This is a genomic window from Desulfocastanea catecholica (assembly GCF_054657295.1).
Map to the genome: position 1 here is coordinate 174,186 of NZ_BAAHYZ010000002.1, position 25,726 is coordinate 199,911.

Consider the following 25,726-nt stretch of genomic DNA (forward strand, 5'->3'; position numbering starts at 1 on the left):
TGGAGGAGCATCGGTGCATTTTTTCGGACAGGGACAGCGCTTGATAGAGAAAAATTCAACAGATTAATACATTATGGAATCAATGGGCAAGTTGAGCCGGACGCATTCATGCAATGCTCTCGGCAGAAAAAATGTAGGCGAGCAGGTAACCCTGATGGGCTGGGTTCTGCGCAGGCGTGACCACGGCGGCGTCATTTTTATTGACCTGCGCGATCGTCACGGCATCACCCAGGTGGTCTTTAACCCGGAAATCAACCCGGAAGTGCACGCCAAGGCGCATCAGATCCGCAGTGAATGGGTGCTGGCGGTCCGTGGCCGGGTCGAAGCAAGACCGGGCGATATGGCCAATGCAAAACTGGCGACCGGGGAGATAGAGATTCTCGTCGAGGAGCTGCGTCTGTTAAACAGCAGCGAGACGCCGCCCTTTCCCCTGGATGAGGAGGTTGAGGTGTCGGATAACCTCCGCCTGCAGTACCGCTATCTCGACCTGCGCCGACCGGAGATGGCGGCGAACCTGATCATGCGCCATAAGGCGGTACAGTCGGTGCGCAATTATCTCAACGAGCATGATTTTCTCGATATCGAGACGCCGATGCTGACCCGTTCCACCCCCGAGGGCGCCCGCGACTATCTCGTTCCCAGCCGGGTCAACAGCGGCAAGTTCTACGCCCTGCCCCAGTCCCCCCAGCTCTTTAAACAGCTGCTGATGATCGCCGGCATGGACCGCTATTATCAGATTGTCAAATGTTTTCGCGATGAAGACCTGCGCGCCGACCGGCAGCCGGAATTTACCCAGATCGATATGGAACTGAGCTTTGTCGATGAAGAGCAGATCATGGCCATCAACGAAGGGATGATCGCCAGGCTGTTCAAGGAGACCATCGGCGTCGAGCTTGCGCCGCCTTTCCCGCGGCTGACCTTTGATGAGGCGATGAACCGCTTCGGCACCGATCGGCCGGATGTCCGGTTCGGTATGGAATTGATCGATCTGACCGACATTGCCGCCAGCTGCGGTTTCAAGGTGTTCCGCTCGATTGCCGACAAGGGCGGGACGGTGCGGGCGATCAACGCCAAGGGCTGTGGCGATTTTACCCGCAAGGAGCTCGATCTTCTCACCGAGTATGTGGCACAGTTCGGCGCCAAGGGGCTGGCCTGGGTGAAGATGAAGGCGGATGGCGAATGGCAGTCGCCGATCGCCAAGTTTTTCACCGACGAGGAGCGGGCAACCATCGCCGCAGCCACCGACGCGGTGGAAGGGGATCTGCTCTTTTTCGGCGCCGACAGCCGAAAGGTGGTCCTGCAGGTGCTCTCCGAGTTACGGGTGGAACTTGCCCGGCGCTTGAACCTGTTGCAAAAAGATGACTTCAACTTTGTCTGGGTCACCGATTTTCCTCTCATGGAATACGATGACAAGGAAAAACGCTTTCAGGCCCTGCATCATCCGTTCACCGCCCCCAGGGAAGAGGATATCGCCAAACTGGACACCGATCCAGCGTCCGTCTACAGTCGGGCCTATGATCTGGTGCTGAACGGCACGGAAATCGGCGGTGGTTCGATCCGTATCCATCAGAAGAGCCTGCAGTCCAAGGTCCTTGATGTCCTCGGCATCGGCGCGGAAGAAGCGAACGAGAAGTTCGGTTTTCTCCTGCGCGCCCTCGAACTCGGCGCGCCGCCGCATGGCGGGCTGGCCTTTGGCCTCGACCGGCTGCTGATGATCATCACCGGCAGCGATTCGATCCGCAACGTTATCGCCTTCCCGAAAACCCAGAAGGCCACCTGTCCCCTGACCGAGGCGCCCGCCGCGGTTGCCAGAAAACAGTTGACCGAGCTGCATATTCGACCCGACTGGAAAGAATAGGTCGGCAGCATCAGTTCATTCCATCCACCACAGAGCAGACCACCTGGTCTTCTCTGTGGTGCAAGCGCCTCTCTTCTTAGCCCAACTCTCTGCCACTCTCTTCTTGGCTCTTTGCATCGGAAATCTCGCCCATTCTCTTTATTGTCACGGCTGTATCTGCTGCTTGGATTCCAGGCTAAAGCAAAAGCTATGTGAGGTAAATGAGGAATGTCTATAAATATTATTGATATGATGTTAATTTTACGCTAGCATCGGGCTATGATATCAAAGTACAATGGTCGAGTAAGTGCATTATCAGGACCGCCTGAGAAGCAATTTATTATCACCCCATTGTAATTACAAAGAATTTGTGAATCAGAAAGGAGGTTATCCGCAGCTGGATATCTATTTGCGAAAATCGGTGATATTTCGCAGTTGTTCGCTGCAGCAGAAAACGTCATTACAGAGGTATACGAAAATTTTTAACCATAAGCACTTAAGGAGTCATCAATGGAATTTGGTACGAACAAGACAAGTGGATCGGTTATGGTTGTTGGAGCTGGAATTGCAGGCATGCAGGCATCACTTGACCTGGCCGAGTCCGGCTATTACGTTTACCTGGTTGAAAAATCGGCCGCCATCGGTGGAGTCATGTCGCAGCTCGACAAGACTTTCCCGACCAACGACTGTGCAATGTGAGTAATCTCACCTAAACTGGTCGAGGTCGGCCGTCATCTTAATATTGAGCTTCTTACCAACACCGAGCTTTTGGGCGTCGAAGGCGAGCCTGGAAACTTTACCGCAAAAATTCATCAAACACCGAGATATGTAGACCTGTTGAAGTGCACCAGCTGTGGCGAGTGCGCAAAGGTCTGCCCTGTCTCCGTCCCCAACGAGTATAACGAAAGACTCGATTTTCGAAAAGCAATCTACAAACAGTATCCGCAGGCAATCCCCGGTGCCTTCGGCATTAATAAATCAGGAACCGCCCCGTGTAAGGCAACCTGTCCTGCCCATGTCAGCATCCAGGGTTTTGTCGCCCTGATCAACGATGGCAGGCATGACGAGGCGCTGAAGCTTTTTAAGGAAGAGCATCCGTTTCCTGGAATCTGTGGCCGGGTCTGTCACCATCCATGCGAAAGTGAATGTACCCGTGCCCAGGTGGACCAGTCACTGGCCGTCCGCGAACTGCACCGTTTCCTGGGGGACTATGAGCTGGAAAAAGGTGAGCTTTACCTACCCGCGCCTAAGGTGTCAAAGCGCAGCGAGAAGGTCGCGGTGATCGGCTCTGGTCCCGCCGGTGTTACTGCCGCCTATCAATTGCTCCGACAAGGCTATCATGTCACCATTTTTGAAAAGCAGGAGGAGACCGGCGGGATGATGCGCTACGGCATCCCCGCATATCGTTTGCCCCGAAACATCCTGGCCAACGAAATCAAGGTGGTCGAGAAGATGGGTGCCGAAATCAAATGCGGGGTTACCTTCGGCAAGGACATCACTCTGGAAAGCCTGAAAGCAGATGGCTATTCCGCCACTTTCCTGGCGATCGGCCTGCACAACGGCAGAAAGCTTGGCGTTGACAACGAGGATATCGAGGGTGTCCTGCAGGGGGTCGATTTTCTGCGCGATGCCGCGAAAGGTAAAAAAATTGACGTCGGCAAAGAAGTCGTGGTCGTCGGTGGTGGAAACGTTGCCGTCGATGTGGCCCAGGTGGCCAAGCGTCTTGGCGCCGAGAAGGTAACGCTTATCTGCCTCGAACGCCGCGAAGAAATGCCCGCCTGGGAATATGAGATCACCGAGGCGCTGGAAGACGATATCGAGATCGTCAACAGCTTCGGCCCCAGGAGTCTTTTCCTGGATAATTCTAAAAAGAAAATCTCCGGCATAGAATTCAAGAGCTGTACGCAGGTCTTTGATGCAGACGGCCGCTTCAATCCGGCATATGACGAGAGCGTCTGCCAGACCTTTACCGCCGATACGGTGATCATTGCCATCGGCCAGAGCGCCAATCTGGAAGGCATCAAGGATCAGGGGATTGCCATCTCGAGGCCCGGCGGTCTGGAGGCGGATCCCGTCACCCTGCAGACCCCCATCGACTGGGTTTTTGCCGGCGGCGACGCCTTCTATGGACCAAAATCCGTGGTCGACGCGGTTGCCTGCGGTAAGGAAGCGGCGATATCCATCCACCGTTTTATAAATAACCTGGACCTGAAGGAAGGCCGTGAAAAGGTCTGGGAATATGTACGACCTGCTATTGAAGGTGAAGGCATCACTGAGCGCGTCAAGGCCAAGCAACTTGCCCCCGAAGCCCGCGCTGGTAACTGGCTCGAAGTTGCCTACGGATTTGACGAGGAAATGGCCAAGAAGGAAGCACAGCGATGTATGAGCTGCGGTATCTGTTCAGAGTGCTACCAGTGTTTTGATGCCTGTCTCGCCGGGGCCATTGATCACAGCCAGGTGCCGGTTGACAAGGATCTCAGTGTCGGTTCGGTCATTCTCGCCACCGGTGCCAGACCATACGATCCGACCCCACTTTCCGATATCTACCTGTACAAGAAAAATCCCAATGTTGTGACCAGCCTGGAGTTCGAACGGCTGCTCAGCTCCGGCGGCCCCTGCCTGGGGCATCTGGTTCGGCCGTCTGATCACGAGGAACCCAAGAAGATCGCCTGGCTGCAGTGTATCGGCTCGAGGGACAACAATAAATGCGGCAACAGCTATTGTTCCTCCGTCTGCTGCATGTACGCGATAAAGGACGCGATGATCGCCAAGGAACATGCCGGCGGCGACCTCGATGCGGCCATCTTCTATATGGACATCCGCTCCTTTGGCAAGGACTATGAGGAGTATTACAACCGGGCCAGGGACAAGGAAGGAGTCCGTTTTATACAGTCCAGAATTCATTCGGTGACGGAGAATCCGGAAAACAGAAATCTTATTCTGCGTTTTAGCGATGAAAACGGCGTACTCAAGGAAGAAGAGTTCGATATGCTCGTTCTCTCCGTCGGTCTGGAGGTTCCTGCGGAAACTATCGAACTGGCTAAAAAGCTGGAGATAAAGGTCAACAAGAACAAGTTCATCGAATGTGAACCTTTTGCACCCCTTGAGTCTTCGAGACCGGGCATCTACACCTGCGGTACCTTCCAGGGACCGAAGGATATTCCTGCTTCAGTGACGGAAGCCAGTGCTGCGGCGGGCCTTGCCGGCTGCGTGATAGCCGAGGCGCGGGGAACGGACACCAAGACAGTGGAAATTCCTGCAGAGATCGATATCTCCGGCCAGGAACCGCGGGTCGGTGTCTTTGTCTGCAACTGCGGCTCCAACATTGCCAGTGTTGTCGATGTTCCCGGCTTACAGGAGTATGCACTGACCCTGCCGGGAGTGGTCTTTACCGACAACAATCTGTTTACCTGCAGCCAGGATACGCAGGCCAAGATCAAGGATAAGATCCTCGAAGAAAAACTGAATCGGGTGGTCGTCGCCTCCTGCAGTCCCAAAACCCATGCACCAATGTTCATGGAGACCCTTGAGGCATGCGGGCTGAACAGATATCTCTTCGAGATGGCCAATATCAGGAATCAGGATTCCTGGGTGCATGCCTATAATCCGGAGCTCGCCACGGAGAAGGCCAAAGACCTGGTCCGTATGGCGGTTGCCCGTGCAGTCCAGTTAAAGCCACTGCATGGCAAAGTCATTCCGGTCAACAAACACGCGCTGGTCGTAGGCGGTGGCATTGCCGGAATGAATGCAGCTCTCGATCTTTCCAGGCAGGGTTTTGCATCCACCCTGATCGAAAAGCAGGGAGAGCTGGGCGGTATGGGTCTCAAGCTGCACCATACCATCGAGGGTGCAGACGTCAGGACCTATGTCGATCAGCTTGCCTCGGCGGTGAATTCTGATGAAAAAATCACCGTTCTCACCAATGCAGAGATTGCCCAATTCGAAGGTTTTCAAGGTAACTTCAAGACCGTGGTTCGGGCCGGCAGACTGAAAGAACCGCAGGAAATTGACCATGGCGTCATCATCGTCGCCACCGGTGCAGGGGAATACACCCCGAAGGAATTCCTCTACGGGCAAGACGACCGGGTAGTCACGCAAACCCAACTGGGCGACCGGCTGGCGGAAAAAGGCGCCTCTGGTCTGGATTCTGTCGTTATGATCCAATGCGTCGGTTCCCGCAATGACGAGCGGCCCAATTGTTCAAGGATCTGCTGTCAATCGGCGGTAAAGAATGCGCTGGCTATCAAGAAAAACAGTCCGGATACCCAGGTGTTTATCCTCTATCGCGACATGCGTCTCTATGGCCAGATGGAAGATTATTACACAGAGGCCAGGAAGCAGGGAGTCATCTTTATCCGCTACCATAAGGAAAACCCACCCGTGGCTAATGCTTCGGACGAAGGGGTGCTGGTGACGGTCAAGGACCATGTCCTGCAGCGGGACATCGAGATATGTGCCGATCTCCTGGTACTGTCCGCAGGCGTTATGCCAAACGTTTCCGATGACCTGATCAGCAAGATGAAACTCAACGCCAATCCCGAGGGGTATTTCCTCGAGGCCCACGTCAAGCTGCGACCAGTGGACATGGGAACCGACGCTGTCTTCTTATGCGGTACCGCCCATGGCCCGAAACTGATCTCCGAAGCTATCGTACAGGCCAACGCCGCTGCATCGCGGGCAGTTACTTTCCTCTCTAAAGATCAGATCAAACTGTCGGCCATCAAGGCTGAGGTGTTCCCGGATCATTGCGTCAAGTGTCTGACCTGTGTCCGGTCCTGCCCATTTGGCGTGCCGCAGTTCAATGTGGCGGCAGGAGAGATCCAGATTGATCCGGCACTCTGTCAGGGATGCGGAGTATGCGCCTGCGTCTGCCCGAGACAGGCGATCAACCTCAACAACTATGAAGACAACCAGATTACCTGCGAGATTGAAACTCTGCTGGCGGAGGGAATATAATGGCTGATTTTAAACCGACTATTGTAGCGTTTTGTTGTGACTATTGAGGGTACTCTGCAGCGGACCTGGCAGGTTCGATGAGACTGACGTACCCTACGAACATTAAAATAGTCCGAGTTCCATGTACCGGCAAAGTGGATGTTATGTACATGCTTAAGTGTTTTCAGGAGGGTGCCGACGGGGTTTATTGCGTTGGCTGTCTTGAGGGCAACTGTCATTATAATGAGGGAAACCTCCGATGCCGGGAACGTGTCAACTACATCCATGACCTTCTGGAGGAGATCGGCATCGAAGGCGACCGTGTCAGGATGTATAACCTGTCGTCGGGCGAAGGGCCGACCTTTGCCAAATACGCGCAGGAGATGACCGAACATATCCTGTCCCTCGGACCCAATCCTCTGAAGGCAAAACCCAGGAAGGCCGCTGTCCCTGCCCCTGCATGATGCGGCGATTTGACCTGGAACAAACACCTTGAAGGATATGGTGAAGAAGGCGGTTTAAGCCTAATATAAGGAGTCAACTATGTCTGTTGCAGTAATGAAAATAGGCGGAAAAAAGAAAAGCAGGTTCATGGACAGTGTCAAGGCTCTTCTGCCCGAGGGCGGCAACCTTGACCTGTGTCTGACCTGTGGAGCATGCACTGCCGGCTGCCCGGCAACCGGGCTGGCAGGACTAGACCCACGAAAAATGCTGCGTATGGCGGCCCTCGGCATGGACGAGGAACTGCTGGCCTCCGACTGGCCGTGGATGTGCACCATGTGCGAGCGTTGTATCTATGTTTGCCCGATGAAAATCAATATCCCCCAACTGGTTTTTAACCTGAGGAGCGCCAGACCTCGCGAGCTGCGGCCGAAAGGCATCCTGGGTTCATGCGACATGGCCCTGCGCAACGACACCTGCAGCGCCATGGGCGCCACCGAGGAAGACTGGCGCTTCGTGGTGGAAGACGTCGCCGAGGAGGTGCGCAACGATCAACCGGGTTTTGACAAGCTGCAGGCCCCCATGGACAAGGAAGGGGCCTATTTCTTCCTCAATCAGAACTCCAGGGAGCCGGTGACCGAGCCGGACGAGATGATCCCGCTGTGGAAGATACTGAATACGGTGGAAGCCGACTGGACCTACGGCTCCAAAGGGTGGGCGGCGGAAAATTACTGCCTTTTTCTTGCCGATAACGCCAGCTGGGAACATATTATCCGGGTCAAGGCGAAAGCCGTGGACGACCTCGGCTGCAAGGTCTGGCTGAACACCGAGTGAGGCCACGAACTTTTCGCAGTCCGGGCCGGACTGAAAAAATTCAACATCCCGCACAAATTTGAGATAGCCAGCATCATTCAGTATTACGCGAAATGGATCAGGGAAGGAAGACTGCCGGTGAACTCCGACTGGAACAAAGACCTGAAAGTCACCTTCACCGTCCAGGATCCCTGTCAGCTGGTCAGGAAGTCCTTCGGTGACCCCGTGGCCGACGATCTGCGCTACGTGGTGAAAAAGGTGGTCGGTGAGGAAAATTTCATCGACATGGCACCCAACAAATCGAACAATTACTGTTGCGGCGGCGGCGGTGGTTTCCTGCAGTCGGGATTTCCCGAAGCCCGTCGTGAATATGGCCGGGTAAAGGCCGAGCAGATCAAGGCGACGGGTGCCGACTATGCCATCACCCCGTGCCATAACTGCCATGCCCAGATCCATGACCTGTGCGAACATTACAAGGGTAGTTGGCATACCCTGCATCTCTGGACACTCATCTGTCTGTCCATGGGCATGCTTGGGCCAAATGAAAGAGTATACCTCGGACCCGATCTCGCCAATGTCGGTCTTGAGTGATTGAGAAAAAACTTACACCCCTCAAGGGGGCACTGAACACAGTTCCTGTGCTTAGCCGGGGTTAGCATTTGACTGGACCGGGACCATTCGTCCCGGTCCATTTTGGAGGATATTATGATAGTTGCCCAAAGAAAACCCTTTGCCGAGATCAAGGAGATGCTGCAAGGGTATAACAAGGTTTTGAACGTCGGTTGCGGAACCTGCGTCGCCGTCTGTCTGGCCGGCGGAGAAAAGGAAGTGGCCGTGCTCAATACCGAAATCGAGATGGCCAGGCGGCTTGCTGATGAGCCCATCGACATTCAGGGCCACACCATAGAACGGCAATGCGATCGCGAGTACCTGGCCGAACTGGACAGCATCATCGAAGAGGGAAAATTCGATGCGCTGATGTCCATGGCCTGTGGCGTCGGCATTCAGTTTCTCGCGGAAAGATATCCGCTCATTCCCACCTTTCCGGCGGTCGACACCACCGGACTGGCGGTAAATCAAGCAGTGGGCTGGTATGAAGAACGATGCCGTTCCTGCAGCCAGTGCGTTCTCGGCTTCACCGGGGGAATCTGCCCGATCACCATGTGTGCCAAAGGTCTGTTGAACGGCCCATGCGGAGGAACCAATAAGGGCAGCTGTGAAATCAGCAACGAGCAGCCGTGTGCCTGGTTTAGAATCTGGGAACGTCTCTCCGGTCAAGGCCGTCTGGATTCCATCAAGAAAATAAACACCACCCGTGGTTGGAAAAATCAAACGCCGAGGAACCTGATTCAACCCGGGTATAAAAAACCCGAAAAAATGGCCAAATAACAGGATAAAACGACGTATTTATTTTTTCCTCTTACCCTTATCGAGAAGCAGAGGATTTCCATATGAGCACAGAAACACATTTCAATTCCGGAAGTAATTTGGAAAAGGTCCTGAAATCCGGTCAGTTTGCCTTCACCGGTGAGCTGGGGCCACCCAGAGGGACCGACGTTGAAGAGGTGAAAGAAAAGGCGAGGTTTCTGAAAGGAAACGTCGATTCCGTCAATATTACCGATAATCAAACCGCAGTGGTGCGCATGTCCAGTTGGGCGGCATCGCTGATTGCCATACAGGAAGGGCTCGAACCCAATTACCAGATGGTCTGCAGGGATAGAAACCGGCTGGCCATGCAGGCCGATATCCTCGGGGGCTCCGCACTGGGCATCCGCAATATGCTCTGCCTGTCCGGAGATCACCAGCAATTCGGCGATCATCCCGATGCCATGGGTGTCTTTGACATCGACTCGATTCAACTGATCGCCATGGTCAAGCAGATGCGCGATGAGGGACAATTTTTAAACGGTCAAGAAATCCATCACCCGCCGAAAATGTTTATCGGTGCAGCCGCCAACCCTTTTGCCGATCCCTTTGAGTGGCGTGTTTATCGTTTGGCCAAGAAGATCGAAGCCGGCGCCGACTTCATCCAGACACAATGCATCTATAACATGCCAAAATTCCGCGAATTTATTCGCCTTGCCAACGAGGAAGGCCTCACCGAAAAGGTCTATATCCTGGCCGGCGTCACACCGATGAAGAGTGTCGGTATGGCAAGGTATATGAAAAGCAAGGTGCCCGGGATGGATGTCCCCGATGAGATCATCGATCGCCTGAAGGGTGTCGAGAAGGGCAAGGTCGCCGAAGAAGGAATTAACATCGCCTGCGAGCAGATCGAGGAATTCAAGGAGATGAAGGGTGTCCACGGCGTCCATATGATGGCTATCGAATGGGAGCATATGGTACCCCAAATCGCTGAACAGGCTAAGGTATTGCCTCGCCCGGTGTTCGATTAAATTTAAGGCGGCTCACAGTCCCCGCACTATGCACAAGACCCGATCATTTGGTGATCGGGTCTTTTTTTTTGACCTTAAAAAAAAGGTGTGCAAGTTTCGTTTGCTTATACCCTTCCTGTGGGGTGAAGGCAGTCTCGAGTCACAATAATCTGAGGGTGGCGCAATCGATATTCGAAGAATTTTCTGGTCCAGTGGACCATGAACTTTTCCTTTCTAGCAGCAATCATTTTGCTTTCAAGGAGATATTTCCCAAATTCAGCACTACGAAATTCATCGATATTATACATGAAACCAAAAAATAGTGAGTTATTTGAGACTTATTGTCTCATCAGTATAACCGGTGATAATTCCCAAAAAGCGAAAGAACGCTCAGTCTCGAAGAACGGCATTTCCATGACTATTTACCAACAGCAACGAACAAATCAATGCTGTTATACGGACGCGTTATAACAGGAACTATTAACCAAACTGACGCATAATCCATTCCTAACTGTTTTTTCTTGTAAATGGCAATTTTCTCACTTAGTATGAACACAAAATCTTACATTTCTACCACATGCGGACAGAAAAAACGGATTGCAAAGAAGAAAGGCAGCAAAAATGTCGGCACGCTGACGATTGAGACAGCGATGAAACGACCAGATCGGCTCTTCTTATCTCCCGAAATGATCATGCAGCATATTAATAGTTAGGCTTTTTAAAAATACAAAAATATTTTACAATGAGAATAATGCAAAAAGAAACTATTGAAGTTCTCGCCAGAGAAGAAAGATTTGATTCATTGTGTAAAGAAGATATTAGTTTCCAATTAGTTCAAGATGTTTATGCAAGGATAAAAAAGAAAAAAGAATCCAAAGAAAAGAGATATGTTAAGCACTTTATTTTAAAACAAAACGACTTGGAACAATTGTTTTCAAAAATGAACCAATTGTTTGAGCAATACAATATAATTGCTAGGGAAGATAGTGTAACAGTTTACCACCAAGATGATCAGTTTGAAACATTTAGCTCTATCCAAAGATTTTCTTTATATAATTCCAGCAATACAATTCCAATCAAATCAGTTGAAATTGAATATAACTACCTAATGAGACTTCCAACGTCTAATGAGGAAAAAAGTTATACTGTAAAAGTTCACATATTCTCTTCATTGTGCAAATATGAGGAATATAAAAAAGAAGACATCCCTAATGAGGTGAGAAGTTCAATTTTGTCTACTTCCGGGTATCTAAAGATAGAATATGTAGATTATGTAGTTGCAAATACCATATTAAATGTGGTTGACGGTTGGTTTGAATCTTTAGAAGAAGTAACTGTCGCCAAAAGGATTAAAACAATTCAAAAATATTCAAAATGGATGCCAACACTGTTTGAGTTCTCATTCGTGTTACTATGCCTATACAAATTAGCAATCCATATGCAGTTCTTCTTTAGCAAGTTTGGTGAGACTTTCGCCAACATAGCATTGTTTGTATTAATTGCAATTTATTCAATTTCATCACTTGCTAGATTTGGTCGTTTTGCAGGATATTTGTGTAGCGATTATATAATGTCTTTAGTTCCTCTTGCAAGAATTGCTATTAACAATGGGGATCAAAAAATTCTTTTGAAATACAAGTCTGAGAATAAAATTCATATTATTAAAGCAATTTGCTCATTGGCCGGAATGATAGCAACAGGCTTGATAACATGCTATATATTTCAATATCTAACGACATAATGCTAAGCCTAACCATTTAATAAACACGGACCCGCAAACAGCGCGCGGGCCGGTTATCATAGCGTTAAATTTGAGAGAATACCGTGCTTGAGACCAAGAAAGTATTCATAGATACCCAATATTTTGTAAAAGCAGGACTTCATTTTGACAATGCTCCTTTGAAATCATTCAAGCAACATTGTCACGACGGTGAGTTAGAGAATTTTTCAACAAGTGTTGTTGAGAAAGAAGTTGAAGCAAAAATAAGATCATCCGTAAATGAGGCATTAGATGCAAGAAAAACCTTTATGAGAAAAGCACGTCTTCTCTCAGCACTAGATGACTCAAAAATCCAATCTTTATTTTCAGAAATATCTGACGAGGAAATACATGATAGTGCATTAAAGGTTTTTGAAGAGTATTTGAAAGACTGTAAAACCACAATTGTTGATGCATCAAAAGTGAAAGCTGAAGACCTTCTTAATTTATACTTTAATAAAAAACCACCTTTTGGTGACGGGAAGAAAAAATCGGAATTTCCAGATGCCATTTCGATTTTATCATTGAAATCACAGTTGGGTGCAGATGAAAAAATATATATAGTATCCGATGACAAAGACCTAAAGTCATTTTGTGACTCTGATCCTCAACTTGTTTCTGTTGAATCATTGGACAAACTACTTGATATATATAACATTCATCGAGATAAAAGAGTAGAAAAGGTCAAGAAATTTTTCGATACAAATCGTTCTGAGGTCGAAGATAAAATCACATCATATCTTGAAGGTTGTGACGTTTATAATTCATCTAGCTGGGAAGATGCTGAAGTCGATGATGGTTTATCCGTCGTTAGTGTCGGTAAAATCGATCCACATGTTGTTTTTATAAATGATGAAGAAAGCTCAGTTACATTTGATATTGATGTTGAATTCGAGGTTACCGTAACTGGTCCTGACTTTAACAATGGAACCTATGATAAAGAAGATGGTGTGATTTATACATTTGGCTCCACCTCCAATACAGTTACAATTTTAACTACTTATGCAGTAGAAATTTATCTCATGTATAAGTTTGTTGATGGAGAATTAAAAGACCCACAAATAGAAGATATACATATTTCAGGTGTCACAGGAGGAATTGAGGTCTCTGTTGAAGAGAATGAATATGACTATTATTAATTTAACAACCGCATCACCTCGGACTGGCAATTCCGCTGCGCTCCATTGCCAGCCGGTAATGCGGACCGTTAAGCAATTAAAGATAAAATATGGATAAAAGATACCAAGTTTTCGTCAGTTCCACATACATCGATCTGAAAACAGAACGACAGCAGGTTATCCAAGCTCTTATGGAAATGGATTGTATTCCAGCAGGCATGGAATTATTTCCAGCAGCTGATGAAGAACAATGGGAATTCATAAAAAGGGTTATTGACGATTGCGATTATTATTTACTTATAATTGGTGGAAGATATGGTTCAATTTCTCCAGACGGCATTAGTTATACAGAAATGGAATATGACTATGCAGTTGAAAACGGATTAAAAGTAATTGCTCTCATTCATGAAGAGCCTGAATCTTTACCTGCAAAAAATGTTGAATTAGAGGCTGAGGCCCAGAAGCGCCTTTCATCTTTCCGAGGAAAAGTTTCAAAAGGTAGGCTAGTAAAATACTGGTCTAGCACCGATCAACTAGCTGGTTTAGTAGCACTTAGCTTATCTAAAACAATAAAAATGTATCCAGCTGTTGGTTGGGTAAGAGCAGACCAAGGGAATTCAACTGAACTATTGCACCAGTTAAATCAACTTAGAAATAGAGAAGAAGAACTACAGAAGGAGTTAAAGAAGTTTCAAGCGTTAGCATCAAATACCAATGATAGCAACTACTCTTCCGGTGACGAAGAATTTGAAGTATACGGTAAGTGTCAGATTGAATACAGAGACAGTAGAAGAAAGTGGGCACGAAAGTCTAACTGGAATGAGATTATCTCAGTAATAGGGCCACATTTATTCCAGTATCAAAATGAAAATTTCGTAAGCACAAAGCTTGCCACCGAATTACTAAAATTGAACAACAACGATGCTGACGAATATTATTCGAATGAAGTTGATGATGGTATACTTCAAACAATCAAAATTCAATTAATGGCACTTGGCATTATCCAAATAGAACCACTACAAACAAAAGGCGGAGATATGGCTCTCTTTTGGCAAATTACAGAAAAAGGTAAAAAAGCTGTCGTTGAAATTAGATCTATTAAAAAATAGCTTAACAAAAAGTTTCAGCGGAAGCCGAAACAGCTCGGCTCTCGCTGAACGCCACGTTATCTATCAAGGATATAAATGGAAGTCATAAGTATTGCCCTAGACAAATTATCAAATTCAATGCGTTTATATACAGAAGAATGTTCAAAATTCCATAAACTCAAGCTCATAGAAATGGAAGAAGCTATTGACAATTTGGACCGAACATTTGAAGCAAAACTGGAAGCATTTCATAGTCTATATGACGTGTCAAAAGACAAATTTCCTTATTTTGATAATGCTGATACGGCTTTCTTGATTATGCTTAGGAATGCCATTCACCACAGAGATCACCTCTTATTCAGCAGTTGGAATTCAGAGATGTTATTAAATGACGGCCTGAAAAAGAATTATGGTGCTGCTTTTTTAATGGCTAATCATATTGTCAACAACGGTAATTTTACATCACAATATTATTACAAATTAGACGATATATATGCTCGAATAGATCCTTCAATTAATTCGCCTTACATAGAATATAAAATGGGCAAACAGAAGAAACTGAAACTATTGAAACAACTGAAAGAAGAACTTTGCTTTGATCTAATAACTGAGCAGGCGAAAAAAGAAAGATATCCTAGTAAGCAGATATACATTAACATCGTGCCGATATTCATCTCAGCTATGACTAAAATTTTTACTTCTTTTCAGAAGGAAGGTTTGAAATTTAAAAGATTCGATACAGACGTTTATGGGAGACATTTCACCTCTGGCATCAAAGTTGATTTCACAAAAATTGAATACAAACAAGTTCGAATTCAATGAAACTTTAGTAAGTAATTAAAATAAAAAGATAACAAATCATTAAACGCGGACTCGCAGAAGCTCGCCGGTTAATTCCACGTTAAGTAATTGAAAAGAGGTGCATACTATCAATGAACGGAACAAGCCAAAAGATAGCATTATTTATAGATGCAGATAATGCACCCGCAAGTAAATTTGAAGAAGTTCTAAGTGAAGTTGCGAAATATGGCGTTGTTACAATAAGAAAAGCATACGGAAATTGGAAAAGCCCAGCACTAAAGCCATGGGAAGACTTATTAAACGAATACGCGATACAACCTATACAGCAGTATGATTTGACTAAAGGTAAAAATGCGTCTGATATTGCCTTAGTGATTGATGCCATGGATGTCATGTATACAAAGAACATTGATGTAATGTGCTTTGTATCATCGGATTGTGATTTCACACCAATGGTTACTCGTGCACTTGCTGAAGGAAAAGTCGTGCTTGGTTTTGGGGAACGTAAAACTCCTTCTCCTTTTGTAAACGCTTGTTCTAAATTTCTATACCTTGATCAAGAAGTTAAAATAAATGGTTCAGCTCCTGAAAAAGAAAAAAATATCAAATCAGATACAAAACTAATAAACCTTCTAAGGCAAGCAATAGAAGCAACTGAGGACGATAACGGTTGGGCTGCACTCAGTCCTGTCGGATCACACATCTCCAATAAGACATCATTCGATACAAGAAATTACGGCTATAAAAATTTAAGCAGTCTTATTAAAGCTATTGATCTTTTTGAGTTAAAAAGAGGACCTGGTAACTCATACTTGGTTAGAGATAAGAGAAAAATAAAAACAACTTAACCAGTCGTTTCAAGGGAAGCTCCTAACGTCGCTCCCAAGAACTCCACGTTATAAAGAACCTACGGTCGCAAAAAAATAGAAAAGAAATTCTGGGGTAAAATGATGATCAGAATGGCTAAAAAAAACGATATAGAAGAAATATACGAGGTTATAAATGATGCCGCGATTGCGTACAAAGGCAAGATTCCAGAAGATAGATGGCATGAGCCGTATATGTCAAAAAAAGAATTACAAGAACAGATAGAAGATGGCGTAAAATTTTCCTGCTATATAGAAAAAGAAAAAATAGTAGGTGTAATGGGTGTACAGGATAAATCTGATGTTGGTCTTATTCGGCATGCATATGTAAGAACAAACCAAAGAAAAAATGGGATCGGATCGATTCTGCTCAAAGAAATAATACAAAAAACGAAAAAGCCTGTTTTGATTGGAACCTGGAAAGATGCAGATTGGGCAATAAAGTTCTATAAAAAAAATGGGTTCCAGTTAGTGTCTGAAACTGAGAAAAATATGCTGTTAAAAAAATATTGGAAAATCCCAGAAAGACAAGTTGAGACTTCAGTAGTTTTAGCTGATAAAAGATATATAGAAAAAGATTTCTAACTACTGCTTTATAGCCGACAGTCGGGACAAGCCCGTCTGCGGTTTAATCAAGTGTTAGCGGCCATCGGCTCATGCCAATGACTGAACCAAGAGTAACGACAAAATTGCGACTGGAGGACACGATATCATGGAAAAAAATCAAGGCACCCACGGGAGTTACAAGAAGTTCTTTGCAATGATCGGGACCTCAATGGTCGTAATGTTCTTCTTGATGTATTTGAATTCCTACCAGATTCTGGACCATGCCTGGTTCAGCGAAACGCGGCTGTTCATGACGTTAGTCATGGGCGCTGCGATGATGGTGGTAATGCTTTCTTTCATGCTGAGTATGTACAAGAACACCAAGGTCAACATGATTATCTTCCTAGGCGCTGGCCTACTGTTACTGTCAGCGGTGTGGTTGGTACGTAGCCAAGTAACAGTTAGCGGAGTGGACTATATGGAAGGGATGATCCCGCATCATTCGATTGCTATCCTGACCAGTGAACGCGCAAAGATTGAGGATCTGCGTGTTCGCAAGCTCGCTGACGAGATCATCAAAGCGCAGCGCAGGGAAATTAAGGAGATGGAATGGCTGATTTCGGATATAAGAGCCAATGGGGTGGCTGCCAGTCAGGCGGAGTTAGACGCGAGACCGGTACCGACATTTTCCAGCAGTCAGTAATAATACCTGTAAAGCATACGGATGTTACACATCCACACTCGAATGAGACGGGTTCAACGTTTGTTTCTATTACGTTTGAGATGCGGCCGCTCACAAGGCGCTCCAGCGGAAGGCTGACGCCGCCACTGAGCTTTGGCGTTAAATGTATTGATTGATAACAGCATTAAAGAGAAAAAAATAATAAAAGCAAAAAAGCAAAAACAGCATAAAAGCAACTGCATTAAAAAATGCAAAACCAAAAAAATAACATAGAAAAATTTAAGAACATTTAGCAACACTTTTCAGTAGAAGCCAAAAAAAAGCCCGGCTCCCGCAGAACTTAAAGTTCGGCCATGCAATCTGTCCACAGGTGTAGAGGGCGAGTGAGTATGGAGAATTGGTTAGGTAAATTAGAGAATGATTCGATTTTATTATATACTCCCTAACATGCCAGCGTGATAGCCAGTGACCACCATTTCTCAGATTGATACCATTACACAAGCATACGGTGACACCTTAACGTCCTTGCGTATGTTACGTGGACTAATCGGCGCTGTGGGAAGTAATGTCGTTATGCTTCCAATAGGTTTATTATTCGTATTTTTAATTGCAGGTGAATCTCTTTCAATATCATTCCTGTTCATCTTCTTCTTAATATTGATGATCTTTAATCTGATCATCTTTGCTGGAGCATTCAACTTACTGCGGCGGATTTGGGCAGGATCTATCACTGCGGGAAAGACCGCAATTTCCCTCATCTCAGCTCTCAACATTATACCAATTTGGCTGTTTTCAAGAGGTCTCAATCAGGTTTACACGCGGCCGCCGTTGCTTTTTATGGAGCTTACGGGAATCATAATCATTTTTCTAATATTCTTTTTAGCTGTTCGGGGATTGCTGCATTCGATCAAAGCGACGGAGCTGCCTTGTTCATCCCTGCTGTTCAGCTCTCTCTCCTCAAGGAATCTAAAAACTGACATATATAGAATTATGGGGGTACCTGTTACCGATAATTTCCCTGGGAAATTGCCGAGAAAGGCATTTTTGTTTGCCGTGACAGCATTTCTTATGGAGGGTTCAGTGTTCTATACCTATTTCACGTTGGGGGTCAAATTACACAAGACCGCGGTACGTTTCCGCGCTTATGAAATTCGTCATGCCGAAACAGATCTTGTAGGCTTTGGACCAGTATTGCTGACATTCGGGGCTATGCTATTAACAGGCTTTCTTTCAACTCAAGCATTTCTTTATTTAGCTCGGCGTTTCCGTCTTCGTTCCCGCCGCTTGTTAATGAAATCCTACGAAGAACAAAAGCAGACCGACCCCAGGCCCCCGTTTCTGTTTTTGCGACCATTCCGTGACGACCAAATAACATTGCGTGATGCGCCCTTACGCTGGTATATGCGAATCTTTGATCCAGGGGTCAAAGCTTTAACGCTCGAGGAACTATTAGTGCAGACCTATGCCGACCTGGGGCCTATAATTGCCATAGGCAATCCGTCGGACGCTTTGCCGCCGATTGGAGCAAGTCGCCAATACGTTGCTGAAAATCAATGGCAAGAAATTGTTTGCTCCCTTATGGATAATTCGCAAAAAATCATTGTCGCAGTATCTGATACGCAGAGTGTATTGTGGGAGATAGATACACTTGTTAAACACGGGCACCTTGCTAAAACCGTTTTTGTGTTTCCTCCGAATGATGTATATGATCAACATTTATTTGAAGAATTATTAGCACGCATCAAACCCCAAAAAATATCCATCAAAGGTGCTTGCCTGGAAATACAGAAAAGCAGAGAAGAACAAGCTATAATTGCTCTCACTTGCAATGCCACGGACAATCTTTTTTCCGTCTTTGCTAAAAATATCAGTGAGCTACACTACGATGTGGCATTGCGTTCTGCTATGATGCAGTGAAAAAAATTGGATGTGATTGGGCTCACATCTTATCCTTGACAGTTAGAGCAAACCAGTAAAAAAAAACCGAACCAGCACATTCAATTGACCCGCAACTCGAAGCCGATTTTTCGTGCAGGTTCAAGGCAGTATCTTCTGCCAAGTTGTGCGCTAACTCCAGGGCGGGCAATTGATGCGGGATGTTAGACGGAGACCGAATCTATTCACACCCGTAAGGAGATTTTCAACAATGGACATTCCACGGATCTTCAACATTACCGAAAGTGCTCACCGCATCCATAACCCGTTCACACCCGAAAAGCTCGCCATTCTCGGCGCGGCGCTGCGTCTGGAAACGGGAACCCGCGTGCTTGACCTCGGCAGCGGTTCGGGGGAGATGCTGTGCACCTGGGCACGCGATTACGGCGTCATCGGCACCGGCATCGACATGAGTCAGTTGTTCACCGAGCAAGCGAAACTCCGCGCTGAAAAACTCGGTGTCGCCGATCAAGTCAAGTTCATCCATGGCGATGCTGCCGGCTACGTCTCGGACGACAAGGCCGGTGTGGCAGCCTGTCTCGGTGCCACGTGGATCGCTGGGGGAGTCGTCGGCACAATCAAGCTTCTGGCACAGAGCCTCCGCCCCGGAGGGATCATCCTCATCGGCGAGCCCTACTGGCGGCAGTTACCGCCGACGGAAGATGTTGCCAGGGGGTGTCTTGCCGGCTCAATCTCCGACTTTCTCCCGCTTCCAGAACTTCTCGCGTCTTTCGGCCACCTCGGCTATGACGTCGTGGAAATGGTTCTGGCTGACCAAGACAGCTGGGACAGATACGAGGCGGCCAAGTGGCTCAGCATGCGCCGATGGCTTGAAGACAATCCCGACGACGAGTTGGCAAAAGATGTTCGAGCCAAACTAACCTCGGAACCCGAGCGCTACGCCGCTTACACGCGTGAATACTTGGGCTGGGGCGTGTTCGCGCTGATGCCGCGGTCAGCCAAGCGTTCAGTCCACGTTCGTATTTTTCGCTTTTGCCATATCTATCATGATAAAATGGTTGATTCATTCAACCGCCAGAGTCAAGGAAAGGAAGACATATGGAGAAAAACACATTGGTCGAGATCATCAAGAGACGATTAGCATTGGAAGGAGATGAACTGGAGGCTGTTCTTGACAATCCTAAGTACCAGCGGCTGTTTGAAAATGCTGCAAAAGGGTCGCGCTACCGTCTTGTAGCGGAGGTAGTAGCTTCAAAAGGATGCCATTCAGGGCATGTAGTCGGACAGCGCATCGTCTTCGACTCCGCCGGAAACCTATTGACCCAGGAATCTCCCAATCGCGTTTGCGCCTTTTTGATGCCGAATCTGACGGTGCTGATAAACGCATTTTTTGAGAATCTGATGAACGGCAGGGACCCCAATGAAGTGATGTTCAACCGGACAGGCTGTTTCGACGTCGGACCCATGTGCGGTGGCTGGGGACATGTACAGTTGGAGATGAAAGCGGAAGTAAGGTAGTCGTGCACAAGGACCAAAATGAACAGGTTGAACAACAGGATAAATTCATCCTGATTCACACTGTTGTTGGAAAGACTCGGTCATGAAAATTAGACCCGAAAATAAAGATGATCACGATGCAATCGTTGAAATAACTGTCGCTGCGTTCGAGAATTATCCATTCAGCCAACAGACCGAACATCTGATCATCGACGAGCTAAGAAAAGACAACGCCCTGACGGTTTCTTTGGTGGCTGTGATCAACGAGCAGGTAATAGGCCATATTGCCATCTCAGCTGTAAGTATATCCGACGGCACCGGTGATTGGTACGGCTTGGGTCCGGTTTCGGTATTGCCTGAATTTCAGGGACGGGGTATCGGCAGTAAGCTTGTCAAAACCGGCTTATCCCGTATAAAGAACGGCATTGGAGGTTGCGGCTGTGTCCTCGTGGGGCCGCCCAATTTTTACTTCATGTTCAGCTTTGCAAATTATCCACAGCTGATCCATGAGGGTGTTCCGCAAGACCTGTTTCTCGCGCTGCCATTCACGGAAAATGTCCCAAGCGGGACTGTTAAATTTCACCCGGCGTTTATGCAGCTGCCGGAAGTTGAAAAGGACAGCGTTGCCGATGTCATCATCGACTACGCCATTGCCGGTGTGAAAGTTGACCTCAAAAAACCAACGATTCAAAGGCTAATCGAAAAAGGAATTTTGATGGAAATACCGGGCAACAAAGTCACAATGCGGCCGGCAATCCTGGCGGAATACGATCCGTATCTGGCTAAAGTTACTCAATTCAGAATGTCTGAACTAAGCCGTGTCCACAAGAATCCAATCTTGATGGCAATCAGGAGCTAAGATCAGGACGCCATGAAACCAATTGAATTAACTTAATCCTATATTTCAAATTAAAGCGCGAGTGCCCCTGGTCTTTCGCTGAACCAAAAAAAACTTGACCGTGTCGATCAATTTTGCTAATTGATGAAGGTACAGGCAGATATGTAATTAATTCTATCCAGCTCAGACACAAATGCATACACCTTCAACGACCATGAACAGCGTTATTCTTAGCGTGGCACTCGTCCTCAGTGTGGTGGTCGTGGTCCGAAAGGTTGAAGGCGGAGTGCCATGACGGGATAAAAACATAAGAAAACAATTGTTTAACCCCTGTCGGCGCTTCGCCGGCGGGGGTTTTTTTTTGCTCCCGCTCCGGTTGCCGACGCAAAATTCCACATCACAGGAGAAAAAAATGTACACGATGAATGGAGCTCGGTTGATCATTAAAATGCTTGAGCGTCAAGGTATTACGAAGATAACCGGGATACCTGGAGGAGCGAATCTCCCCCTCTATGCTGCTTTGTCTGAATCACCTTCGATTAAACATATACTCTGTCGGCATGAACAGGGTGCAGGCTTTCTTGCCCAGGGCATCGCCCGGTCAACAGGGGAAGCCGGGGTCTGTTTTGCCACCTCCGGTCCCGGGGCAACCAACATACTCACTGCCATCGCCGATGCCTATCTTGATTCGATTCCCATCATCTGCATTACTGGTCAGGTTCCTGTCTCCCTGATCGGCACCGACGCCTTTCAGGAAGTCGACACCTATGGCATGTCCATCCCTATCACCAAACATAATTATCTGGTCAGATCCGTTGATGAACTGCTGCATATAATTCCCAAGGCCTTTGAACTCGCACTTTCAGGAAGACCCGGTCCCGTCTTGATCGATGTGCCGAAAGACATACAGACCGCGACGATTTCCTTTGATGAATGGCCGGTGCCGGGAACTTGCCTTCCACAAAAAATGGCGGAAAGTGCCCAGTTGCAAGCGGCTGCGGAGATGATAAACCGGGCAAAACGGCCCATTCTCTGCCTGGGTGGAGGCATCATCCATGCAGGAGCAGCAGAGGAGGCAAGAGCGCTGCTTGAAAAATGTTCTCTCCCGGCAACCATGACCCTGATGGGTCTTGGATCCCTGCCTGCGAATCATCGTCTGGCCCTGGGCATGCTTGGTATGCATGCTGCGCGCTCAACCAATATGGCGCTGCAGCAATGTGACCTGTTTATTGCTGCCGGGGCACGGTTTGACGACAGGGCAACCGGAAGAATCGTTGAGTTTTGTCCGGATGCAAACGTTATTCATATGGATATTGACCCGAGCGAACTGTCAAAACTTAAGACTGCCCATATCGGTCTGATCGGAAATGTTAAAGAGACGCTGCATGGTCTGCTGCCTCTCATCCGACCAAACGAGCGAAAGATCTGGCGGAGTCAGATCGAGGTCTTGCAGGAGATGTATCCGATGACCTCGCCCGAAGCAGTCGTACCAGACAAACCATATGGCCTGATCCTTAAGGTTTCCGAACTGCTCGAGGAGAATTGTTTTGTGGCTACCGATGTCGGAAAGCACCAGATGTGGACCGCACAGGTCTATCCATTCAACAGACCCCGCCAACTCCTCACTTCCGGTGGACTGGGAACCATGGGGTTTGGATTGCCTGCTGCTATCGGTGCTGCTCTTGCCTTTCCGGAGAGGCAGGTCGTTTTGTTTACCGGTGACGGCAGTCTGCAGATGAATATCCAGGAACTTGCCACGGCAGTTGAGCAGCAGGTCAATGTGAAGATCATCGTCATGAATAATAAATCTCTCGGACTGGTTCGTCAGCAGCAGAATCTTTTTTATGATAAAAAGTATTTTGCTTCGGATTTCCAGATCGATATAGATTTTGCTGCCATAGCCAAGGGGTTTGGCATGAAGGCTTTTAACGCGCAACCCGGCTGTAATCTTGCGGAGTTATTATGCAAGGTTCTCGCCGAACCCGGTCCCTGTCTCATCAATGTTCCCATTGGCAGAGAGGAAGAAGTGTATCCAATTGTTCCCCCGGGAGCTTCTAACAGCACAATGCTTGGAGGGTGTAATGCAGAAAAATGCACATGCTGAAAAAAACGATAATACTCCGTGTTCGGCGATCATGGTGCTTGAACTCAAAGTCAACAACCATCCTGGGGTAATGTCGCATATCTGTGGTCTTTTTTCGCGACGCGCCTATAACCTCGAAGGAATTGTCTGTGTACCTGTGGATGGTGGGGAAGTCAGTCGGATGTGGTTGCAGGTCAATGAAGATTTGAAGCTGGAACAGGTTATTAAGCAATTACAGAAACTCCCTGATGTGATCAGTGTCCAGTGCCACGAGGCAGGGCATGCGGTCTTCACCAGCTTGGCGACATATCTGTGAAGAAGACTTAATCTGAGGACAGAGGCTTGCCTGCTAAGCTCTTGGTTATGTAGCGTTCTTTTTCTGCTTGCGGCATTGCGGACTCTGCGTTAAACCAATTTCCTGCCATGGTGCTCTGGCCGTCATACAAATGACCATTATGTGTGGCAAGAAACGTGGTTAAGGATTTCTTCCTGTTTGATAATATGACTTAGAACTGGAGAAAAAAATGAATGCATGCCTACTCTTGATTGACCTCCAAAACGACTATTTCGTTGGTGGTAATATGGCGCTTGTCCATATCAACCAAGCTGCTGCAAATGCACGGCAGCTATTGGAGAAATTTCGAAGCAAGAATCTGCCGGTAATCCATATTCAACATATAGCAGCTCGGCCAGGTGTTACGTTCTTTTTGCCAAATACAAACGGCGTAGAGATAAATGAAATGGTATCTCCTATCAAGGGTGAAAAAGTTGTCAACAAAAGCTATCCAAACAGCTTTCGTGAAACTGAGCTTTTAGAAATATTGAAAAAGACTGAAAAAGATACTGTTGTCATTTGTGGAGCTATGAGCCACATGTGTATTGATGCGACAACTCGCGCCGCGTTTGATTATGGTTTCAACTGTGTTGTTGTTGAAGATGCCTTGCTACCAGGGATTTAGTTTTCAAAGACAAAACTATAAAGGCATCAGATGTACACGCAGCATTTATGGCGGCATTATCTGTACCTTACGCACAGGTAAATACTACCAGTGAAACATTAAAAAATATGCCATGACCAGGGCATGAACAGCGACGGCAAAAAGCGGTCGCGCCTTATGCCCTGGTCATGTCAAGTAGAGGCAACACACAGATAACAATGAGAATTTCGGTCATCCTTGCTCATCCTGATAAGGCGAGCCTCAATCATGCAATTGCGTCGATCGTCCTCGAGCAGCTTAAAAAGAATGGGCACGGTGTCTTTTTTCACGACCTCTATGCTGAAAAATTTGACCCTCTACTCGTTTGCGAGGAGATATCCAAGGAAGTCGTATTGCCGGAGCCGGTCAAAAGCTATTGTGAGGAAGTCCGACAGGCAGACGGTATTATTGTCATTCATCCGAATTGGTGGGGGCAGCCTCCGGCAATATTGAAGGGCTGGATTGACCGGGTGATCCGCCCGGGGATTGCTTACGAGTTCCTCGAAGGAGATTCCGGCGAAGGTATCCCAAAGGGCCTGTTACAGGCTGGGGCCGCTGTCGTCCTCAACACCTCAAACACCCTGCCGGAGAGGGAGCAGCAAATCTTTGGCGACCCACTTGAGACCATCTGGCGTAACTGTATCTTTGGCTTATGCGGAGTTGGTAATTTTTATCGCCGCACATTCAGCCCAGTAGTGACCAGCACGGAAATCGAGCGAAAGGAATGGCTTGAAGAGGCAAGAACATTGACTCATAGATTATTTCCTAAAGCAGGAGCAATCTGGGAACATAATGTAAGCCCGGAAGTTGCACAATACTTCCGTCAATTTGATGGTATTGCGCTTGAAAGATTACATACGATCCGAAACCTTGTTTTGCAGTTAAAGCCTGGACTTAATGAAACAATTAAATATGGGATTCCGACCTTCTTATATAATGGCAACCTGCTTCATTATGCTGCATTCAAATCACACATTGGACTCTATCCATTACCGGAGACACTTGAAGCATTTAAAAAGAGGTTAGGTCATTATAAAATTGGTAAAGGATCAATACAGTTCAAGCATACAGAGGATTTTCCCGTAGATCTGATTAGAGATATAATTATATACAGGATCAAGGAACAAATGGGGTCGGACAAAGATAACGACCTGATTTCACAATCATAAAACAC

General features: G+C 47.3%; 20 protein-coding genes and 1 pseudogene. All 21 read left to right on the forward strand.

Annotation, left to right across the window (positions count from 1 at the left end):
• Nucleotides 1-73: 73 nt before the first annotated feature.
• The 21 genes and pseudogenes from aspS to ACYQ8U_RS02580 all read left to right on the forward strand — a co-directional run bounded on the left by aspS (nucleotide 74) and on the right by ACYQ8U_RS02580 (nucleotide 25,721).
• Nucleotides 74-1,858 (forward strand): aspartate--tRNA ligase, encoded by a 1,785-nt coding sequence (gene aspS / locus ACYQ8U_RS02480; protein ID WP_459943929.1) that lies wholly within the window; start codon nucleotides 74-76, stop codon nucleotides 1,856-1,858.
• A gap of 489 nt (nucleotides 1,859-2,347) precedes the next feature.
• Nucleotides 2,348-6,793 (forward strand): FAD-dependent oxidoreductase, encoded by a 4,446-nt coding sequence (locus ACYQ8U_RS02485; protein WP_459943930.1) that lies wholly within the window; start codon nucleotides 2,348-2,350, stop codon nucleotides 6,791-6,793.
• Nucleotides 6,793-7,236 (forward strand): hydrogenase iron-sulfur subunit, encoded by a 444-nt coding sequence (locus tag ACYQ8U_RS02490; RefSeq protein ID WP_459943931.1) that lies wholly within the window; start codon nucleotides 6,793-6,795, stop codon nucleotides 7,234-7,236. The genes ACYQ8U_RS02485 and ACYQ8U_RS02490 overlap by 1 nt, the downstream gene beginning before the upstream one ends.
• 79 nt (nucleotides 7,237-7,315) lie before the next feature.
• Nucleotides 7,316-8,617 carry a (Fe-S)-binding protein gene (locus tag ACYQ8U_RS02495; protein WP_459943932.1) on the forward strand — a complete coding sequence of 434 codons (1,302 nt, stop codon included), beginning with the start codon at nucleotides 7,316-7,318 and terminating at the stop codon, nucleotides 8,615-8,617.
• Between the two features lie 114 nt (nucleotides 8,618-8,731).
• Nucleotides 8,732-9,415, forward strand: coding sequence for a methylenetetrahydrofolate reductase C-terminal domain-containing protein (locus ACYQ8U_RS02500; protein ID WP_459943933.1), 684 nt, complete (start codon nucleotides 8,732-8,734; stop codon nucleotides 9,413-9,415).
• A gap of 62 nt (nucleotides 9,416-9,477) precedes the next feature.
• Nucleotides 9,478-10,422: a methylenetetrahydrofolate reductase gene (locus ACYQ8U_RS02505; protein WP_459943934.1), complete on the forward strand. Its 945-nt coding sequence runs from the start codon at nucleotides 9,478-9,480 to the stop codon at nucleotides 10,420-10,422.
• A 730-nt stretch (nucleotides 10,423-11,152) separates the two neighbouring features.
• Nucleotides 11,153-12,142: a hypothetical protein gene (locus ACYQ8U_RS02510; protein WP_459943935.1), complete on the forward strand. Its 990-nt coding sequence runs from the start codon at nucleotides 11,153-11,155 to the stop codon at nucleotides 12,140-12,142.
• A gap of 83 nt (nucleotides 12,143-12,225) precedes the next feature.
• A complete protein-coding gene (locus ACYQ8U_RS02515) occupies nucleotides 12,226-13,299 on the forward strand; it encodes a PIN domain-containing protein (RefSeq protein ID WP_459943936.1) in 1,074 nt (357 codons plus the stop codon).
• Between the two features lie 89 nt (nucleotides 13,300-13,388).
• Entirely contained in the window at nucleotides 13,389-14,387 is a 999-nt protein-coding gene (locus ACYQ8U_RS02520) for a DUF4062 domain-containing protein (protein WP_459943937.1), read from the forward strand.
• A gap of 75 nt (nucleotides 14,388-14,462) precedes the next feature.
• Complete coding sequence (locus tag ACYQ8U_RS02525) at nucleotides 14,463-15,188, forward strand: hypothetical protein (protein ID WP_459943938.1); 726 nt, start codon at nucleotides 14,463-14,465, stop codon at nucleotides 15,186-15,188.
• Nucleotides 15,189-15,298: 110 nt separating this feature from the next.
• Nucleotides 15,299-16,015: an NYN domain-containing protein gene (locus ACYQ8U_RS02530; RefSeq protein WP_459943939.1), complete on the forward strand. Its 717-nt coding sequence runs from the start codon at nucleotides 15,299-15,301 to the stop codon at nucleotides 16,013-16,015.
• Between the two features lie 102 nt (nucleotides 16,016-16,117).
• Nucleotides 16,118-16,618 carry a GNAT family N-acetyltransferase gene (locus tag ACYQ8U_RS02535; protein ID WP_459944094.1) on the forward strand — a complete coding sequence of 167 codons (501 nt, stop codon included), beginning with the start codon at nucleotides 16,118-16,120 and terminating at the stop codon, nucleotides 16,616-16,618.
• Between the two features lie 127 nt (nucleotides 16,619-16,745).
• Entirely contained in the window at nucleotides 16,746-17,282 is a 537-nt protein-coding gene (locus ACYQ8U_RS02540) for a DUF305 domain-containing protein (protein ID WP_459943940.1), read from the forward strand.
• A gap of 444 nt (nucleotides 17,283-17,726) precedes the next feature.
• Nucleotides 17,727-19,178: a hypothetical protein gene (locus tag ACYQ8U_RS02545; RefSeq protein ID WP_459943941.1), complete on the forward strand. Its 1,452-nt coding sequence runs from the start codon at nucleotides 17,727-17,729 to the stop codon at nucleotides 19,176-19,178.
• A gap of 229 nt (nucleotides 19,179-19,407) precedes the next feature.
• A pseudogene (locus tag ACYQ8U_RS02550) lies at nucleotides 19,408-20,151 on the forward strand (SAM-dependent methyltransferase); the annotation flags it as partial.
• 104 nt (nucleotides 20,152-20,255) lie between these two features.
• On the forward strand, nucleotides 20,256-20,675 hold the full coding sequence (locus ACYQ8U_RS02555; protein ID WP_459943942.1) for a hypothetical protein: 420 nt from the start codon (nucleotides 20,256-20,258) through the stop codon (nucleotides 20,673-20,675).
• 82 nt (nucleotides 20,676-20,757) lie between these two features.
• Nucleotides 20,758-21,513 carry a GNAT family N-acetyltransferase gene (locus ACYQ8U_RS02560; protein ID WP_459943943.1) on the forward strand — a complete coding sequence of 252 codons (756 nt, stop codon included), beginning with the start codon at nucleotides 20,758-20,760 and terminating at the stop codon, nucleotides 21,511-21,513.
• Between the two features lie 391 nt (nucleotides 21,514-21,904).
• Entirely contained in the window at nucleotides 21,905-23,596 is a 1,692-nt protein-coding gene (ilvB, locus tag ACYQ8U_RS02565; RefSeq protein WP_459943944.1) for an acetolactate synthase large subunit, read from the forward strand.
• A complete protein-coding gene (gene ilvN, locus ACYQ8U_RS02570; RefSeq protein ID WP_459943945.1) occupies nucleotides 23,574-23,891 on the forward strand; it encodes an acetolactate synthase small subunit in 318 nt (105 codons plus the stop codon). Before ilvB ends, ilvN begins: the two co-directional genes overlap by 23 nt.
• 208 nt (nucleotides 23,892-24,099) lie before the next feature.
• Nucleotides 24,100-24,534: a cysteine hydrolase family protein gene (locus ACYQ8U_RS02575; protein WP_459943946.1), complete on the forward strand. Its 435-nt coding sequence runs from the start codon at nucleotides 24,100-24,102 to the stop codon at nucleotides 24,532-24,534.
• Nucleotides 24,535-24,731: 197 nt separating this feature from the next.
• Nucleotides 24,732-25,721, forward strand: coding sequence for an NAD(P)H-dependent oxidoreductase (locus ACYQ8U_RS02580; protein WP_459943947.1), 990 nt, complete (start codon nucleotides 24,732-24,734; stop codon nucleotides 25,719-25,721).
• Nucleotides 25,722-25,726: the final 5 nt, after the last annotated feature.

Coding starts and splice junctions, on each gene's coding strand:
- aspS (WP_459943929.1), top strand. CDS start 74: ATGGAATCAATGGGCAAGTTGAGCCGGACGCATTCATGCAATGCTCTC.
- ACYQ8U_RS02500 (WP_459943933.1), top strand. CDS start 8,732: ATGATAGTTGCCCAAAGAAAACCCTTTGCCGAGATCAAGGAGATGCTG.
- ACYQ8U_RS02505 (WP_459943934.1), top strand. CDS start 9,478: ATGAGCACAGAAACACATTTCAATTCCGGAAGTAATTTGGAAAAGGTC.
- ACYQ8U_RS02510 (WP_459943935.1), top strand. CDS start 11,153: ATGCAAAAAGAAACTATTGAAGTTCTCGCCAGAGAAGAAAGATTTGAT.
- ACYQ8U_RS02520 (WP_459943937.1), top strand. CDS start 13,389: ATGGATAAAAGATACCAAGTTTTCGTCAGTTCCACATACATCGATCTG.
- ACYQ8U_RS02525 (WP_459943938.1), top strand. CDS start 14,463: ATGGAAGTCATAAGTATTGCCCTAGACAAATTATCAAATTCAATGCGT.
- ACYQ8U_RS02530 (WP_459943939.1), top strand. CDS start 15,299: ATGAACGGAACAAGCCAAAAGATAGCATTATTTATAGATGCAGATAAT.
- ACYQ8U_RS02535 (WP_459944094.1), top strand. CDS start 16,118: ATGATCAGAATGGCTAAAAAAAACGATATAGAAGAAATATACGAGGTT.
- ACYQ8U_RS02540 (WP_459943940.1), top strand. CDS start 16,746: ATGGAAAAAAATCAAGGCACCCACGGGAGTTACAAGAAGTTCTTTGCA.
- ACYQ8U_RS02555 (WP_459943942.1), top strand. CDS start 20,256: ATGGAGAAAAACACATTGGTCGAGATCATCAAGAGACGATTAGCATTG.
- ACYQ8U_RS02560 (WP_459943943.1), top strand. CDS start 20,758: ATGAAAATTAGACCCGAAAATAAAGATGATCACGATGCAATCGTTGAA.
- ilvB (WP_459943944.1), top strand. CDS start 21,905: ATGTACACGATGAATGGAGCTCGGTTGATCATTAAAATGCTTGAGCGT.
- ilvN (WP_459943945.1), top strand. CDS start 23,574: ATGCAGAAAAATGCACATGCTGAAAAAAACGATAATACTCCGTGTTCG.
- ACYQ8U_RS02575 (WP_459943946.1), top strand. CDS start 24,100: ATGAATGCATGCCTACTCTTGATTGACCTCCAAAACGACTATTTCGTT.
- ACYQ8U_RS02580 (WP_459943947.1), top strand. CDS start 24,732: ATGAGAATTTCGGTCATCCTTGCTCATCCTGATAAGGCGAGCCTCAAT.